The 15,979-nt window shown below is 54.3% G+C and carries 15 protein-coding genes; 8 read left to right on the top strand and 7 right to left on the bottom strand.

The window, feature by feature from the left end; all coding sequences use genetic code 11:
• Positions 1 to 53: 53 nt before the first annotated feature.
• On the top strand, positions 54 to 755 hold the full coding sequence (locus tag PFRI_RS11625; protein WP_072630878.1) for a rhomboid family intramembrane serine protease: 702 nt from the start codon (positions 54 to 56) through the stop codon (positions 753 to 755).
• Here PFRI_RS11625 and murJ read toward each other — a convergent pair.
• Genes murJ through PFRI_RS11610 form a run of 3 tightly spaced genes read right to left on the bottom strand, consistent with a single transcriptional unit; the run spans position 752 to position 6,259 of the window.
• Positions 752 to 2,296, bottom strand: a complete 1,545-nt coding sequence (gene murJ, locus PFRI_RS11620; protein WP_072630877.1) for a murein biosynthesis integral membrane protein MurJ — start codon at positions 2,294 to 2,296, stop codon at positions 752 to 754. The genes PFRI_RS11625 and murJ overlap by 4 nt on opposite strands.
• Positions 2,293 to 5,061: a [protein-PII] uridylyltransferase gene (locus tag PFRI_RS11615; RefSeq protein ID WP_111445379.1), complete on the bottom strand. Its 2,769-nt coding sequence runs from the start codon at positions 5,059 to 5,061 to the stop codon at positions 2,293 to 2,295. Before PFRI_RS11615 ends, murJ begins: the two co-directional genes overlap by 4 nt.
• 7 nt (positions 5,062 to 5,068) lie before the next feature.
• Entirely contained in the window at positions 5,069 to 6,259 is a 1,191-nt protein-coding gene (locus tag PFRI_RS11610; protein ID WP_072630875.1) for a penicillin-binding protein activator, read from the bottom strand.
• Between the two features lie 85 nt (positions 6,260 to 6,344).
• Between PFRI_RS11610 and rsmI the strand changes: the two genes are divergently transcribed.
• The 3 genes from rsmI to gshB all read left to right on the top strand — a co-directional run bounded on the left by rsmI (position 6,345) and on the right by gshB (position 8,568).
• Positions 6,345 to 7,220: a 16S rRNA (cytidine(1402)-2'-O)-methyltransferase gene (gene rsmI / locus PFRI_RS11605; protein ID WP_072630874.1), complete on the top strand. Its 876-nt coding sequence runs from the start codon at positions 6,345 to 6,347 to the stop codon at positions 7,218 to 7,220.
• The gene (locus PFRI_RS11600; RefSeq protein WP_072630873.1) at positions 7,198 to 7,566 is read left to right on the top strand and encodes a YraN family protein; all 369 of its coding nucleotides are present in this window, start codon (positions 7,198 to 7,200) and stop codon (positions 7,564 to 7,566) included. Before rsmI ends, PFRI_RS11600 begins: the two co-directional genes overlap by 23 nt.
• 66 nt (positions 7,567 to 7,632) lie before the next feature.
• Positions 7,633 to 8,568 carry a glutathione synthase gene (gshB, locus tag PFRI_RS11595; protein WP_072630872.1) on the top strand — a complete coding sequence of 312 codons (936 nt, stop codon included), beginning with the start codon at positions 7,633 to 7,635 and terminating at the stop codon, positions 8,566 to 8,568.
• Here gshB and PFRI_RS11590 read toward each other — a convergent pair whose 3' ends face one another.
• The 4 genes from PFRI_RS11590 to cobU form a co-directional block, all read right to left on the bottom strand.
• Positions 8,569 to 10,083, bottom strand: coding sequence for a YifB family Mg chelatase-like AAA ATPase (locus PFRI_RS11590; protein ID WP_072630871.1), 1,515 nt, complete (start codon positions 10,081 to 10,083; stop codon positions 8,569 to 8,571).
• 65 nt (positions 10,084 to 10,148) lie between these two features.
• Entirely contained in the window at positions 10,149 to 11,015 is an 867-nt protein-coding gene (locus PFRI_RS11585; protein WP_072630870.1) for a glutathione S-transferase, read from the bottom strand.
• Between the two features lie 60 nt (positions 11,016 to 11,075).
• A complete protein-coding gene (locus PFRI_RS11580) occupies positions 11,076 to 11,651 on the bottom strand; it encodes a histidine phosphatase family protein (RefSeq protein WP_072630869.1) in 576 nt (191 codons plus the stop codon).
• Positions 11,652 to 12,170, bottom strand: coding sequence for a bifunctional adenosylcobinamide kinase/adenosylcobinamide-phosphate guanylyltransferase (gene cobU, locus PFRI_RS11575; protein ID WP_072630868.1), 519 nt, complete (start codon positions 12,168 to 12,170; stop codon positions 11,652 to 11,654).
• 102 nt (positions 12,171 to 12,272) lie between these two features.
• Here cobU and PFRI_RS11570 point away from each other — a divergent pair, with 102 nt between their 5' ends.
• The 4 genes from PFRI_RS11570 to PFRI_RS11555 all read left to right on the top strand — a co-directional run bounded on the left by PFRI_RS11570 (position 12,273) and on the right by PFRI_RS11555 (position 15,947).
• Entirely contained in the window at positions 12,273 to 13,151 is an 879-nt protein-coding gene (locus PFRI_RS11570; RefSeq protein ID WP_072630867.1) for an RNA polymerase factor sigma-32, read from the top strand.
• A gap of 64 nt (positions 13,152 to 13,215) precedes the next feature.
• Positions 13,216 to 14,412 carry a bifunctional phosphopantothenoylcysteine decarboxylase/phosphopantothenate--cysteine ligase CoaBC gene (gene coaBC / locus PFRI_RS11565; protein ID WP_072630866.1) on the top strand — a complete coding sequence of 399 codons (1,197 nt, stop codon included), beginning with the start codon at positions 13,216 to 13,218 and terminating at the stop codon, positions 14,410 to 14,412.
• A 45-nt stretch (positions 14,413 to 14,457) separates the two neighbouring features.
• Positions 14,458 to 14,910, top strand: coding sequence for a dUTP diphosphatase (gene dut / locus PFRI_RS11560; protein WP_072630865.1), 453 nt, complete (start codon positions 14,458 to 14,460; stop codon positions 14,908 to 14,910).
• Positions 14,910 to 15,947, top strand: coding sequence for a HesA/MoeB/ThiF family protein (locus PFRI_RS11555; RefSeq protein ID WP_072630864.1), 1,038 nt, complete (start codon positions 14,910 to 14,912; stop codon positions 15,945 to 15,947). Before dut ends, PFRI_RS11555 begins: the two co-directional genes overlap by 1 nt.
• Positions 15,948 to 15,979: the final 32 nt, after the last annotated feature.

Below are 15,979 nucleotides of genomic sequence, written 5' to 3'. Positions count from 1 at the left end.
TGGCTGATCTACCTAGGAGGGGCAGTATCGTCAAGTTAAGCAGGTTCCTCCATATGTCCGAAGATCACGATCATGAACCAGAGCTCATCTCTCCGGTGAACCCTTTGCCGCCCGTTGTGGTCGCGCTTTTCCTGATGATTATCGGGATTGAAGCAATTTTTTCGCTCGCTTCGCGTGGTTTGATTGGCGGGGCAGGCGGCATTGGTTGGCGTTTAGAGGCGCTGCAAACTTACGCGTTCTCGGGTCCGATTTTCGATTGGATGTGGAACAACAGCCAGTGGCCGACAGAACATCTGATCCGCTTTGTCAGCTATATGTTCGTGCACGGCAGCTTCATGCACGCGCTTTTCGTCTGCGTGATGCTCTTGGCGCTCGGCAAAATGGTGGGCGAGGTCTTCACGGGGTTCGCAACGCTCGCGGTCTTTATTGTCTCGGGCACCTTCGGCGCGCTTGCCTATGCGCTTCTGCTCGATGATCAAGCGCCGCTGATTGGTGGGTTCCCCGGTGTCTATGGCTTGATCGGTGCGTTCACATATTTGCTTTGGCTCAGGCTCGGGCAAATGGGTGCGCAGCAGGTACAGGCCTTTACGCTCATCGGGTTCTTGATGGGCATTCAGCTGATCTTTGGTCTGCTCTTTGGGGTGCAGAATGATTGGCTTGCGGACGTCGTCGGCTTCATCACAGGATTTGCACTGTCTTTCATCGTTAGCCCCGGTGGGTTCACACGCCTGCGCGAAAAGATGCGGCGCGATTAACGGCCCCTGCGCATCGCCCCTTTGAGTTCTGACAAACGGATCGCACCAATGAGATGCGCGATCAGAAAGTAACTGCCAATCCCGATCCCAACCAGAATGGCCAGCGCGAGGTAGCGCCAACCGGCCATACCAAGGAACGTAGACATCGAGGCACTCGCGCTCCAAAGAATTGTGCCCATGGCACCTGAAGCCACACAAATCCGCCAAATACGACGTCTCAGCTGCGCATCAAACCGCGCAACATCGCCCATCGGGCGCGTGCCGAGTGCAAGGCACAGCACCATGATCCAACCCGCAAACGTTGTCGCAATTGCAGGCGCAATCCAGCCGATATAGGGCGCAAGGCCAAAAGCAAGGACTGCGTTCACGAACATCGCGACAATGGCAAAACGGAACGGGGATTTCGTATCTTCGCGGGCATAGAACAGAGGTTGCAAAGTCTTTTGCAAAACGAATGCCGGGAGCCCGAGGCCATAGATTGCCACCGCGACCGCGATTGCGGCACTGTCGTCTGTCGTCATCGCCCCGCGCTCGAACAACACCCGAACAAGCGGCAACGGGATGACCATCAAAGCAACGGAAGCCGGGATTGTAAGGGCAAGTGAGATTTCAGTCGCGCGCGAAAACGCATCCTTGGCACCTGCGTCGTCACCAGATTGAAGGCGGCGCGCAAGGTCCGGCAAAAGAACGATACCAACAGCAATGCCTACGACGCCGAGGGGCAGTTGATAGAGACGATCCGCCGCAAAGAGCCAGCCGACCGCGCGATCAAAATAGCTCGCCACTTGCTGCCCGACGAGCAAGTTAATTTGCATCACACCACCTGCCATCGCCGCTGGAATAGCGATCTTGGTAAGGTGCTTCATATCAGGCGTGAACCGTGGGCGTTGTAGACGCAAAGTGATCCCCGCGCGCTTGGCGGCGATCCAGACGAGGACGAGTTGCGCAAAGCCCGCAAACGGGATCATCCATATGAGTGCATAAGCGACGTCAAAACCAGCGGTAGCCGCGAAAATGATTGCACTGACCAGTAGCACGTTCAAAAGCACAGGCGCAGCGGCCGCGGCAGCAAAGCGACCCGATGCGTTCAATACACCAGAGGCCAAAGCAGCAAGAGAGATAAACAGAATATAAGGAAAGGCGATGCGCCCAAAGATGACGGAAAGATCAAAGGTTTCCGTGCCGACAAAGCCGCTGGCGAGGGCATAGACCAGCCAAGGCATAAAAATCTGCGCGATAACCGTTAGCCCGATGAGGATCGTCGCAAGGCCAGAAAAGGCTTCATTGGCGAAGGCGTTAGGCTGATCATCAGACTCGAGCCGTTTTGAGAACATCGGCACAAACGCTAGGTTGAACGCCCCTTCTGCAAAAAAGCGGCGGAACATATTGGGCAAGCGAAACGCGACAACGAACGCTTGATAGGCGGGACCTGTACCCAGGTAGGACAAGATCAAAGCATCGCGCAAAAAGCCAAGCACGCGGCTGAGCAAGGTCCAGATGCCAACTGTAAAAATTCCCGACATCATTTTCCCGGCGCTCATGCGTTCTTGGCCCTCTCAGCACCTTGCGAAATTGCTTCGCGCAGCTTTTTCTCAAGTGAGCGTTGCTTGCTTGCGGCGTGGTATTTCAAACCGAACATATCCTTTACATAGAACGTATCCACGACTTGTTCACCGTAAGTCGCAATCACAGCAGAGGAAATATAGACGTTCATACTGGCAAGGCAGCGGGTCAAATCATAGAGCAGACCGGGCCGATCCCGCGTGTCGACTTCGATGATTGTATAAATCTCTGAGCCGTCATTATCAAAAATGATATGCGTCGGGACTTTAAACGCGCGTTCGCGCTTTTTAATTTTGTCGCGATCTACAATAGCATCCTTTGCGACGACTTCGCCGCTCAAGGTCCTTTCGATCATTTTTCTCAGACGAGGAATGCGCGCTTTCTCGTAGGGGCCATCATCGCCGTCTTGGATCCAGAACGCGGCAGTGGCGTAGCCATCGTTTGATGTAAACGTGCGCGCATCCACAACATTCGCGCCAACCAGCGCAAGTGCACCTGCCAAGCGAGAGAAAATACCCGGGTGATCTTCCAGTGCAAAGCAAACACGGGTTGCGTCCCGATCTTCATCGGGGTGGATATCAATAGCGATCTTGCCTGTTTCGATATCGCGTAAAAGCCGCGCGAAAATGACATGAGCTGTGATGTGAAAACCTTGCCAATACGGGGCGTAGTGGCGGGCGGTCTCGATCTTGAGGTCCTTTTTGGGCCAATCCACAAGCGCTTCGCGCAGCGCGCGTTTCGCATCTGTACCACGTTGTTCGCGGTTGAGATCTTCAAGCCCATTTTCAAGCGCATGGCGCGTCTGACGGTAAAGCGCGCGGATCAGAACCGCTTTCCAATTGTTCCACGTATCAGGCCCAACGCCGCGAATATCACAGACAGTGAGAACCGTTAGCAGATCGAGCCTTTTAACGTCCTTAACGGCCTTTGCAAAACCTCGAACGGTACGTGGATCAGCAATATCGCGTTTCTGCGCCATGTCAGACATGAGCAAGTGGTAGCGTACCAGCCATTCCACAGTTTCAGAGTCAGCTTTGTTCAGCCCAAGTCGCGGCGCAACTTTGCGCGCGATCTGCGCCCCGAGGATCGAGTGATCTTCTTGGCGTCCTTTGCCGATATCGTGCAAAAGCATGGCGACATAAAGAACCTTGCGATTGATATCTTTGGTCAGAATTTCGGTAGAGATTGGCAGCTCTTCTTCGAGATCACCGCTTTCGATTTCGAACAAGTTGCGGATGCATTGGATCGTATGCTCATCCACTGTGTAGTGGTGATACATATTGAATTGCATCATCGCGACGATGACTTCGAACTCGGGGATAAATGCGCCCAGTACGCCCAACTCATTCATGCGCCGCAAAGCGCGTTCTGGATTTCCGTGTTTGAGCATCAAATCAAGGAAAATGCGCCGCGCTTCAGGGTCATTGCGCATCGCATCGTCGATCAAAGGCAGATTGGCTTTGAGCAAAAGCATAGCATCCGGATGGATCAACATTCCCGTGCGCAATGCTTCTTCGAACAGACGCAGAATGTTGAGTTTGTCGCTCATGAACGCGTCAGGATCGGCAATAGCAAGACGCCCGTGCACGACAATATATCCTGCTTTCATCTTTGGGCGACGACGGAAAATACGTTCCAGCAAAGGCTCGCTTTTGGCGTGCATCGCTTCGAGTTTTGTTAGGAATATGCGGGTAAGATCGCCGACAGCTGTGGCATGCCGGAAGAAATCTTGCATAAAGATTTCTACATCACGCCGCCCGCGTGCGTCTTTGTAGCCCATCTTTGCAGCCACTTCGACCTGCAGATCGAAGGTAAGCTGCTCCATTGGACGACGCGCGATAAGATGAAGATGCCCACGCACAGCCCACAAAAAGGTCTCCGCGTCTTCAAAGGTTTTGAAATCGTCATCCGTAAAGACACCAACGGCGACAAGGTCGGCAACATCTTGCACGCCATGCACATACTTTGCGATCCAAAATAGCGATTGCAGGTCGCGCAGACCGCCCTTGCCCTCTTTGACATTGGGCTCGACAACGTAGCGCTGCCCGCCTTGTTTATTGTGGCGTATCTCGCGCTCTTCTAGCTTTGCTTCGATGAACTCACGTGAAGAGCCTGAGAAAAGATCCTCCCAGAGCCGCGTTTCGAGTTTTTCCGCCAAAGGGGTATCACCGGTCAAATAACGGTGCTCCAGCATTGCTGTGCGAATGGTGAAATCTTCACCACCAAGCCGGATACAGTCGGGAATTGTGCGGCTTGAGTGTCCAACTTTCAGGCGCAAGTCCCATAGGATGTAGAGCATGGATTCGATCACGCTCTCCGCCCAAGGCGTTATCTTGTAAGGCGTGATAAACAACAAATCTACGTCGGATTGCGGAGCCATCTCGCCGCGACCGTAACCACCAACAGCAATAACTGCTATGCGTTCCTGCTCGGTCGGGTTGGGCAATGGATGCAGCACTTGTGTTGCGACTTCAAACGCGATTTTGACAAGGCAATCAGTCAGATAGGTATAAGAGCGCGTCATGCGCCGTGCAAGAAACGGCTCGGCCCCAAAACGATCCGCAATGACTTTCATCCCGATATCGCGCGCGGCGTTCAAATGTTTGACCACTGCTTTACGCGTGTCCATCGCAGATGTGCTCTGTGCAATGTCATGATTGATCGCTGCCACAATAACAGTCTGATCAAAGATGTCTTGCGCCGGACAGATCAGATCGTCCGGCGCAGAGAGTGTTACTTTCACCTTAGGCTCAGAATCCTGGGCCTGCGAATTTGGTTGGGGCCGGGTCAATGATTACCACCTGTTTGTCTCGCACCATCGCAACAGAAAGCGCGCGCTCGTTTGTTCCATTGGGGCGCAAACGGAAGGCACCCGCAACCCCTTGGAAGCCTGCCCCTTGCGTTAATGCGTCTGCAGTCAATGCTTTACGATTGCCTGCTTCGACAAGCGCGCCGATTGCCGCAATGCCATCATACGCAAGTCCTGCCAACTGGTGTGGTGCTGTGCCGTAAGCCTGCGTGTAGCGTGCTTCAAAGTTCTGGATCTGTGCTTGATCTGGCATTGTGAACCAGCCATTTTGCAAGCCCGGCAATTCGCGCGTTTGGGCTGGAACGTCCCAGCGACCTAAGCCTGTATATTGAATGCTGCTTGGGTTCACGCCTGCTTCCGGCAACATTTGCGCAAGCAAAGGTAATGCGCCTGCGGAATTGGATGTAAGCATCAACGTATCCGCGCCCGTGCTGGCCAAGGCTGCCTTGATCTGGGGCACGACCGCGACAACGCCCGGCTGGCTGAACTCGAACCCGTTTACAGAAGCCACTTCGATGCCATGGCGCGCGGCGGCTTGCTGGACTGCGTTGCGGCCGAACTGACCTTCAATGTTGTTCGGATGCGCGATGACGACCTTGGATTTACCCTGACGTTTGGCAAAACCCATGATGCGATTTGCTGTATTCTCGAACGTTGGCCCCAGCACAAAGACGTTGCCGCCTGCGATGGACGTGTTGTTAGAGAAGCTGAGAATATTCACATTTGCCTCAGCAACCGCTACGCCCGCGGCATTTGCCGCGTCGGCGAACAAGGGCCCTAGAATGATCTGTGCACCATCTGCGACAGCCTTTTGTGCAAGCGCTGCTGCCTGTTCTGTGGAACCCGCTGTGTCATAAACACGCAAATCAATCTTCACGCTCGTCAGGTCAGCTATCGCCAAGCGTGCTGAGTTTTCGAGAGATTTGCCAACAGGCGCCGCTCCGCTGCTCGATTTGGGAACCAATAGTGCGACGCGAACTGGCGCAGACGTGTCAATCGTTGGGCCTGCGCCACCACCTGTTAATGCGCCGCCCACTTGTGCAAGCGGTTGGCAGGCTGCTAGAGCCAATGCACCAGACAAAATAACACCGCGCGTCAGCGCCTTGCGGGCAGAGCCCAAAAAAGCAAACATAGTTAAGTAACCCCCTGAAGACCGGCTGCTGAGCTGCGCCGTCACTTTGGCGGTATAATAAACGTCATGAAAGGCGGGTCCAGAGGTGAATGCAAAGACAGTGAATTTGGCCGCAGGTTTGTACTTCGTTGCAACGCCTATCGGGACAGCGCGAGACATCACTTTGCGTGCCCTTGATATCCTTGCGTCTGCAGATGTTTTGGCGGCTGAGGACACACGCACCATGCGCCGCTTGATGGACATCCACGGCATAGCTTTAGGGGATCGCCCGATGTTGTCTTATCACGATCACAATGGCGCACGCGCACGGCCCAAACTCATGCAATTCTTGGCGCAAGGGCGATCTGTTGCTTATGCGAGCGAAGCTGGAACGCCGCTGATTGCGGACCCTGGATACGATCTTTCCAAGCAGGCATCCGAAGAGGGGTATCTTGTTACCTCGGCTCCGGGGCCTACGGCGATTGCAACTGCGTTAACTCTTGCCGGATTGCCGACTGATAAATTTTTGTTTGCCGGGTTCTTACCCAACTCTAAATCTGCGCGGATTTCCGCGATTGAAGCCCTGCGCGAGGTTCCAGCCACGCTCGTTTTCTACGAATCGCCCAAGCGAGTCGCTGCAATGCTCGTCGATTGCGAGACAGTTTTAGGGGATCGCGCGGCTGCTGTGTGTCGTGAATTGACCAAGAAATTTGAAGAAGTCCGGCGGGGATCTTTGAGTGAACTGGCACAATCTTTGAAAGAAAAACCGGTGAAAGGCGAAATTGTCGTGATTATTGACCGTGCAGGTCAATCAACTGTTAACGCCTCTGATCTAGAAGCGGACCTGAGGGATGCGCTTGCTCGTATGACGGTTCGCGATGCTTCAGAAATGGTGGCGGGGGCACATGGGCTGCCGCGCCGCAAGGTTTATCAATTGGCGCTAGGGTTGGATCGCGATAATGAACAAGAAACTGATGGGTAAAACTGCAAATCTTGCAGGGGCTAACGCAGAATTTCAGGTTGCAGCAGACTATGCGCACCGCGGTCATAGCCTTGCTGCTCAGCGTTGGCGTGGAAAAGCGGGCGAGATTGATCTTATTTTTAAGGACGGCGACCAAGTTGTCTTTGTTGAGGTCAAAAAGGCGCGTAATTTCTCTGATGCAGCACGACGTATTTCATCCCGCCAGCAGCATCGCATATGTCTCGCGGCTGAAGAATATTTAGGGACGCAGCCAAAGGGCTCTCTCACTCCCATGCGTGTTGACGCTGCATTTGTAAATTGTTTTGGCGAAGTGCATATTTTGGAAAACGCCATTGGGGATTTCTGAGGGCTTGCCATTGCACAGGCTGATGCGCTGCTCCATGTAGATGTGGAACTGACCAAAGGCGCGCACATGAAAATCGCATTTCAAATGGACCCGATCACAGACGTCAACATTGACGCTGATAGCTCATTTCGCTTGGCTGAAGAGGCGCAATCGCGTGGGCATGAGTTGTTCTACTATGCCCCCGATAAGCTTGCTTATGAAGAGGGCCGCGTCACCGCGCGTGGGCATGATTTCACCGTTCAACGCATCCAAGGGGATCATGTTCATCTAGGACAAGAACGCGAAATTGATCTTTCTGAAATGGATGTCATTTGGCTGCGCCAAGATCCGCCTTTTGATATGAACTACATCACAACGACGCATATTTTGGATCGGGTGCATCCTGAGACGCTTGTGGTGAATGACCCGTTTTGGGTGCGCAACTATCCTGAAAAACTGTTGGTCCTTGATTTTCCTGACCTAACGCCACCCACGACAATTGCGCGCGATTTGGAGACGATCAAGGCGTTCAAAGCCAAACATCAAGATGTCATCCTCAAGCCGCTATACGGTAATGGGGGTGCGGGCGTATTCAGGCTCGATGCGAATGATCGCAATCTCACGTCGCTGCACGAGTTGTTCACGGGGTTCAGCCGAGAGCCTCTGATCGTGCAGAAATTCCTCCCCGATGTGTCCAACGGCGACAAACGTGTGATCCTTGTAGATGGGGAACCCGTGGGCGCGATCAACCGTGTCCCCGCCAAAGGCGAAACGCGTTCAAACATGCATGTGGGCGGGCGCCCTGAGAAAGTTGGGCTGACTGAGCGTGATCTCGAAATTTGTGCGCGCATCGGTCCGCTTTTGCGTGCAAAGGGACAGGTCTTTGTCGGGATTGATGTGATTGGCGACTATTTGACTGAAATCAATGTAACGTCCCCTACGGGTATCCAAGAGCTTGAGCGCTTTGACGGGGTCAACATTGCCGAAAAAATTTGGCAGGCGATTGAGGCAAAACGCGCCTAGTCACACAGTTTCAAAGCTGGAAAGCCGAAAACTTAACGCCTCTGCAATATGTGCAGGGGCAATGCATTCGTGTTGATCAAGATCCGCAATCGTGCGCGCCACCCTAAGAATGCGATGATACCCGCGTGCACTAAGCCCAAAACGCTCGGCGCCTTTGGTCAAAAACGCTTTTCCTTCAGTGCAAAGCTGGGTGGCGCTTTTCAGCACTTCGCCGTCTGCATCGGCGTTCGTGCGTATCCAGTTATGTTTTTCGTATCGTGTATCTTGCACCGCGCGTGCGGCGCTGACGCGTTTGGCGATATCTTCGCTACGCTCGCCCGAGTTGGGAAGATCAAGATCGGTAAAATGGACTGGCGGCACTTCAACGCGCAAATCAAAACGGTCCATGAGCGGACCAGAGATGCGACCCATATAATCTTGCGCGCAAAGCGGCATTTTCGAACACGCCCTTGCTGGATCAAAGGCATAGCCGCAGCGACACGGATTGGCAGCGGCAACGAGCATGAAGCGGCAAGGGTATTTGATATGCGCATTCGCGCGCGCGATCATGACCTCGCCAGTTTCTATGGGTTGGCGCAAGGTTTCCAAAACTTGGCGCGGGAATTCTGGAAACTCATCCATGAACAAAACACCGTTATGCGCGAGGGACACTTCGCCCGGTTTTGCACTGCGGCCGCCCCCAATTATTGCTGGCATCGACGCTGTGTGATGCGGTTCGCGAAAAGGGCGTACGCGGGAAATACCCCCTTCATCAAGCAAGCCAGAAAGCGAATGGATCATGGATGTCTCCAACGCCTCCATAGGGCTGAGCGGTGGCAAAAGCCCCGGCAAACGCGCAGCAAGCATGGATTTTCCAGAACCGGGTGTTCCGACCAACAGGATGTGATGACGCCCGGCGGCTGCGATTTCGAGCGCACGTTTGGCGCGCTCTTGTCCTTTAACATCTCGTAAATCTTTGCCTGTTCCAATGTCCGAAACCGTCCCTGGCTCTGCGGGTGAGAGGGGGCTTTGACCTGTGAAATGCCGGATTACATCGGCCAGTGTTTTGGCGGCAATCACTTGCGCAGCACCGACCCAGGCCGCTTCAGCGCCAGAGGCAGCTGGACATAAAAGAGTGCGTTCTTCGCGGGCAGCGGTCATCGCGGCAGGGAGTGCTCCGACGACGGGAACCAATGCTCCGTCAAGGGAAAGCTCGCCCAAAGAAATCGTGCGCTCAATCTCGTCGGCTGGCAAAATATCAAGCGCGGCGAGGAGCGCCAAGGCGATAGGCAGATCGAAATGCGACCCTTCTTTGGGCAAATCCGCAGGAGAAAGGTTAATGGTGATCCGCTTGGACGGCAGCGCGATGGACATTGACGAAAGAGCAGCACGGACGCGGTCGCGGGCTTCGGAAACGGCTTTGTCAGGCAATCCAACGATAGAGAATGCCGGCAAGCCCGGCGTCACGGCGCATTGCACTTCAACAGAGCGCGCGCTGACGCCTTCGAATGCGACTGTGTAGGCGTGTGCGACCATGTTGGGTTTCTCCGGTTAACCATAGTGGCGTAACGGAGAAACCCTTTAAGAAAGGTAAACGAATTCTAGACAAGAGCCATGAATGCTGGCCAAGCCTCTGGGTCAGCGACGGTTTTATCGCGGCAGAAAGGATTGCAAAAACCGAATGTGCGACCGTCCATTTCCATGAATTGTGTCGGTGTTTTGCCAGAGTAGGGGCATTTGTCGTTCTCAGATGTTTCAGCCTCAACCGCTTTGGCAGCGCGCGGCGTGGGACCGGGCCAATCAGATTGTGGATAGTCCTTGCGATACCAAGGAAGATCGGGGCCATGTACAAGACCCATTGCGCGCCAACGCCGGAACGCTGGATCGGCCAGATGCGCTGCAACGTAAGCGGCGGCATCGGCCCCAACAGGAAGAGAGTATCCAGCGATGCGACCTGCAACAGGTGCAAAAAATGCATCCGCTGCCGAGTATTCGCCGAGCAACCAAGGCCCATCAGAAGTGCGCTGGGCACGTGCGTTGCTCCAAATTTCTTCGAGGCGTGCAAGGTCAGCAAGGACAGCGCCAGACGGCGCGGCATCTGAGTAGCACACGCGCAAGCTCATCGGGCAATCGCCGCGAAGTGCTGTGAACCCGCTAGCCATCTCAGCTAGTAAAGTGCGTGCTGTTGCGCGCGCTTTTGGATCACTGGGCCAGATGCCAGCATCAGGATGACGTACCGCGAGTTCTTCTGCAATTGCAGCGGACTCGGACACGACAGCCCCATCGTTGCAGACCAGTGTTGGCACGGTGCGCGCCGTGCCGATATCGGCCATCTGTTCTGCAACGTCTTGCTTGGAAAAAGGGATCATGATGTTTCGCGCGTTTAGCCCGAAACGGTGAACAAGCAGCCACCCGCGAAGGGACCAGCTCGAATAGGCGTAATCGCCGATATAAAGATCATAGCTCATGTGCGTGATCGTAAGTGCACGGCCAACGTCAGAGCAAACGAGAATTTGTGGCGTAGGGCATCACGGACAGTGATTAATGACACCAGTGTTCCAGTTCCCATCTTTTATGATCACTTCTGTCACAGAAAGGTTGTCGATTTTCTGCGCGAATGTTTCATAGCTTTGCAATCCGGTTGCGCGCTGCAATAGACTGAGCACGACGCCAAAATGACAAACAACGATTAGGTCATTGGGATCCTCAGCGAGGAGCGCATCGACTGTAGCAGAAACGCGCGCGCGGACTTGGTTCCAGCTCTCGCCGTTCGGTGGGGCGATATCGCCAGGTTGTTCGTAAAAGGCGCGAACGTGGTCGGGCGATGTGGCAGAGACATCCTCGAATCCGAGATTTTCCCAGTCACCGAAATGCATCTCGCGTAGCTTTGGGTGATGAGGCAAACGCTTGCGGGCACGCTCAATCGCATTTGCTGTCTCAACTGTTCTTATCAGATCAGAAGAAACGACGCGTGCGTCATCGGGTAAGAAGCGATCCAGCCTCTTCAGAGCACCCGTGTCGGATAAATCAGCAGGCAGGTCCGTCCAGCCAATCATGCCTTTGGCGTGGGTCGGCCCATGTCGAACAAGAAAAAGACGTTGCATTCAAAGTGTCCCTTTCAAAATATTGGGCAAGCCCGCGACGACATGAACGACGGTATTTGCTTGGGCCGCTAAGCGCTGGTTCAACTCACCTTGCTTTTGGCGAAAACGGCGCGAAAGAGCGTCAGCAGGGACGATGCCCAGCCCAAGTTCATTGGTTACGATCACGCAATCAGCTTTGCTTCCCTTGAGCCCGTTCATCAAAGCAGTTTCTGCGCTTTCTAGATCTGTTTCATCCATCAGATGGTTCATCAGCCACATGGTCGCGCAATCAAGGAGAATTGTTTCAGATGCAGTGCGCTCGCGCAAAACATCTTCGGGAGCGAGCGGCGTTTCAAAAGTCGCCCAACCCGCGCCGCGCATGTTTTTGTGGCGCGTAACTTTTTGCTCCATTTCACCATCGAGCACGCGGGCCGTGGCAAGGTAAATACGCGTTTTGCCAGTATTGATGACAATATTTTCCGCGAACGCAGATTTACCAGAGGCCGCGCCGCCAATCACTAAAGTGAGTTTGTTAGACATTTTTTAACACTCCATGTGATCCGGTTCCGGTTCCGACGCGTAACTTAAATATCTCGCGATTGAAACCAATGGCGATGCAAACACGGTTTAAGGGGGAACAAGATGGCACTGGATAACGCAGGCGACGCACGGTTTTCACGTAAAGCAATGAAGGCAGAGATGCTGGACGCCGAAACTGAGTTGAAACTCGCATACGCATGGCGCGATGAACGCTGCGAGGCATCGCTTCACCGCTTGATTAACGCATATATGCGTCTGGCGATTTCAATGGCGTCCAAGTTCCGCCGCTATGGCGCACCGATGAATGACCTGATCCAAGAGGCGGGTTTGGGCTTGATGAAAGCCGCAGACAAGTTTGACCCTGATCGCGGTGTGCGTTTCTCGACCTACGCAGTATGGTGGATCAAAGCGTCGATCCAAGACCACGTGATGCGCAACTGGTCGCTGGTGCGCACAGGGTCCACATCTTCGCAAAAATCCTTGTTTTTCAACATGCGCCGCGTGCAAGCACGTCTTGAACGTGAAGCCATGCAGCGCGGTGAAGAGCTGGATCGTCACCAGTTGCACCAGATGATCTCGACAGAGATCGGTGTGCCCATGAACGATGTTGAGATGATGCACGGTCGCTTGTCCGGCTCTGACTTCTCTTTGAATGCTACGCAGTCGGTCGAAGACGAAGGCCGCGAGTGGATTGATGCACTTGAGGATGATGGCGCTCAGGCGGAAGAAATCGTTGAGAACGAATTGGATACGGCGCAGTTACGTGAGTGGTTGCTCGGTGCGATGAACGCTTTGAACGAGCGCGAGCGCTTTATTGTGCGCGAGCGTAAGTTGCTTGATGAGCCGCGTACGTTAGAGAGCTTGGGTAATGAATTGGGTCTCTCGAAAGAGCGAATTCGTCAGCTTGAAGCGGCCGCATTTCAGAAAATGCGCAAGTCTTTGGAAGCGGCGAGTGGAGAAGTCCAAGCGTTCCTCGCGTAAGAGCGGACTTGTAGAGCCTGCGCGCGACGCTTAGCTTGGTGCCAACTCATTTGAAGGCGCGCGTATGCTCGATTCCAAACATATCCTATTGATCATAGGCGGCGGGATTGCCGCCTACAAATCGCTCGATCTGATAAGAAAGCTGCGTGAGAGCGGCGCGACTGTGACGCCTGTTTTGACGCGCGCAGGCGGTGAGTTTGTCACACCTTTGTCGGTATCGGCTTTGGCGGGAACGGAAGTGCACCGCGACTTGTTCGATCTCACAAAAGAAGCGGAGATGGGTCATATCCAGCTGTCGCGCTCTGCTGATCTGTTGGTTGTTGCACCTGGAACAGCGGATTTGATGGCGAAAATGGCACAAGGGCAGGCGGATGATCTAGCGTCTACGCTGCTCCTCGCTACGGATACTCCGATGCTCCTCGCGCCATCTATGAACGTGCGGATGTGGGATCACCCTGCGACGCAGCGCAACGTCGCGACGTTAAGGTCTGACGGGGTTTCGTTTGTTGGCCCGAACGAGGGTGACATGGCCTGCGGTGAGTATGGCCCCGGACGCATGGCCGAACCTTTGGAAATAGTTGCGGCGATTGAGGCGGCGTTTGGCGATGGTCCTTTGAAGGGCAAGCGTATTTTGGTGACGTCAGGTCCAACGCATGAGCCGATTGATCCTGTGCGCTACATCGCGAACCGCTCGTCAGGTGCGCAAGGGACAGCGATTGGAGCGGCCTTGGCCAAGCTTGGCGCTGAGGTTGTTTTTGTTACGGGTCCTGCGGATGTTGCGCCGCCCTCAGGTGTTGAAGTCGTAAAAGTACAAAGCGCAGCAGAGATGTTGAGCGCGGTTGAGGCTGCCTTGCCGGTAGACGCTGGAGTGTTTGCAGCGGCGGTAGCGGATTGGCGTGTTGCATCCTCAAGCGAGTCCAAGATCAAGAAGAAGAATGGCAAGATGCCGGTTCTAGAGTTTGCGGAAAACCCGGATATTCTTGCGCAGGTCAGTCAGATGAAAACGGGACGACCTACTTTGATTGTTGGCTTTGCGGCGGAAACTGATGACGTGATTGCGAACGCGACAGCGAAACGCCTGCGTAAAGGATGCGATTGGATCGTGGCCAATGATGTGTCGCCTGCGACCGGGATTATGGGAGGCAGCGAGAATGATGTGACCCTGATTTCTAAAGACGGATCTGAGGATTGGCCGCGCATGGGCAAGCAAGCTGTGGCTGAGCGTTTGGCACTTAAGATTGCAAAGGCTTTGTCGGATTGAGCCCGTTGGATTTAAGTTTATTTAGAAAGATGAAGGGTCGACCCGATGCGCATTGAAGCCATGTGGGACGAGGCGGCAGACACGTCTTTGGGTTTGCCGTTTTATGCGAGCACAGGTGCCGCAGGGGCGGATTTGCGTGCGAATTTTGTGGATCGTGGCTCTGTCGTTTTGGAGCCGCGTGCGCGTGTGCTGGTGCCGACAGGTTTAAGGCTGGCCGTTCCTGCAGGGTTTGAAGTTCAGATCAGACCGCGCTCAGGGTTGGCGCTGAAACATGGGATCACGTTGCCAAATACGCCGGGGACGATTGATAGTGATTATCGCGGTCCACTGGGTGTAATCGTGATGAACGCGGGAACAGAACCCTTTGAGATTGAGCATGGAGCGCGCATCGCGCAGATGGTCTTGGCACCTGTGGTTCAAGCAGAGTTTGAACTGGTTGATGCGTTGGGCACGACGGCGCGCGGCGCAGGCGGATTTGGCTCGACGGGGCGCGATTGATGCTTTTGTTTCTGACGATTTCGGGTGGAATGTATGGGCTAGGTGCCGCGATGGGCGCACCAAAGGCGCAGCGCTGGGCGTTGATATTCGTTCTGTTTGTCGCCGTGGTCGGGATTTTGTTGGTCTTCCCAGAGGATCATGCGCTGCGCTCAGCTTTTGGAGGCAATGCAGAGCCATATTTACTGCTTGGCGGATTCGCGGCGTTGGTCTTGATTTACCGCGCCATCTTGCTTCGGCTACGCGCGCGCGTTGATACAGGTTCACAGACGCAAGAGCCGCAAAAGGGTAGTTTCTCGGCGACTGAACTTGACCGCTATGCACGTCACATTGTGTTGCGAGAAATTGGTGGGCCGGGCCAAAAAAAGCTGAAAAATGCGAAAGTTCTGGTGATCGGAGCCGGAGGGCTTGGTGCGCCGGCGTTGCAGTATCTGGCGGCGGCAGGCGTTGGCTTGATCGGGGTCATTGACGATGACACTGTCGAGAATGCCAATCTGCAACGGCAGGTGATCCACCGTGATGAGGATATTGGCCTGCCCAAGGTATTTTCTGCGCAAAATGCAATGCTCGCTCAAAATCCGCATATTGAAGTGCGACCGTATCATCGTCGTTTGACGGAGCAGATCGCATCTGAGTTGTTCGAGGAATATGATGTGATCCTTGATGGTACCGATAATTTCGAGACGAGATATTTGGTGAACGAAACAGCGGCGCGCGTAGGCAGGCCACTGATTTCGGGGGCCTTGAGCCAATGGGAAGGGCAACTTAGTGTGTTTGACCCTAAGAGCGGAACGCCTTGTTATCAGTGCATTTTTCCAGGCGCGCCTGCACCTGAACTTGCGCCCTCTTGCGCGGAAGCAGGGGTCATTGGACCATTGCCAGGTGTGATCGGTGCGATGATGGCGCAAGAAGCGATCAAGCTGATCACGGGCGCAGGAAGTGTGTTAAGAAGTGAAATGCTGATCTATGATGGGCTTTATGGCGAGACGCGCAAAATGACGCTGAAGCCGCGTGCAGATTGCCCGATTTGTAGCCATTGAAGGAATCTGTGGCACGCGCCATAGTATCAGTA

Origin of the sequence: Planktotalea frisia (assembly GCF_001890925.1) — a bacterium.
GTDB lineage: Bacteria > Pseudomonadota > Alphaproteobacteria > Rhodobacterales > Rhodobacteraceae > Planktotalea > Planktotalea frisia.
The sequence above is the reverse complement of the archived record's forward strand: the minus strand, read 5'-3'. Positions and strand labels throughout refer to the sequence as shown.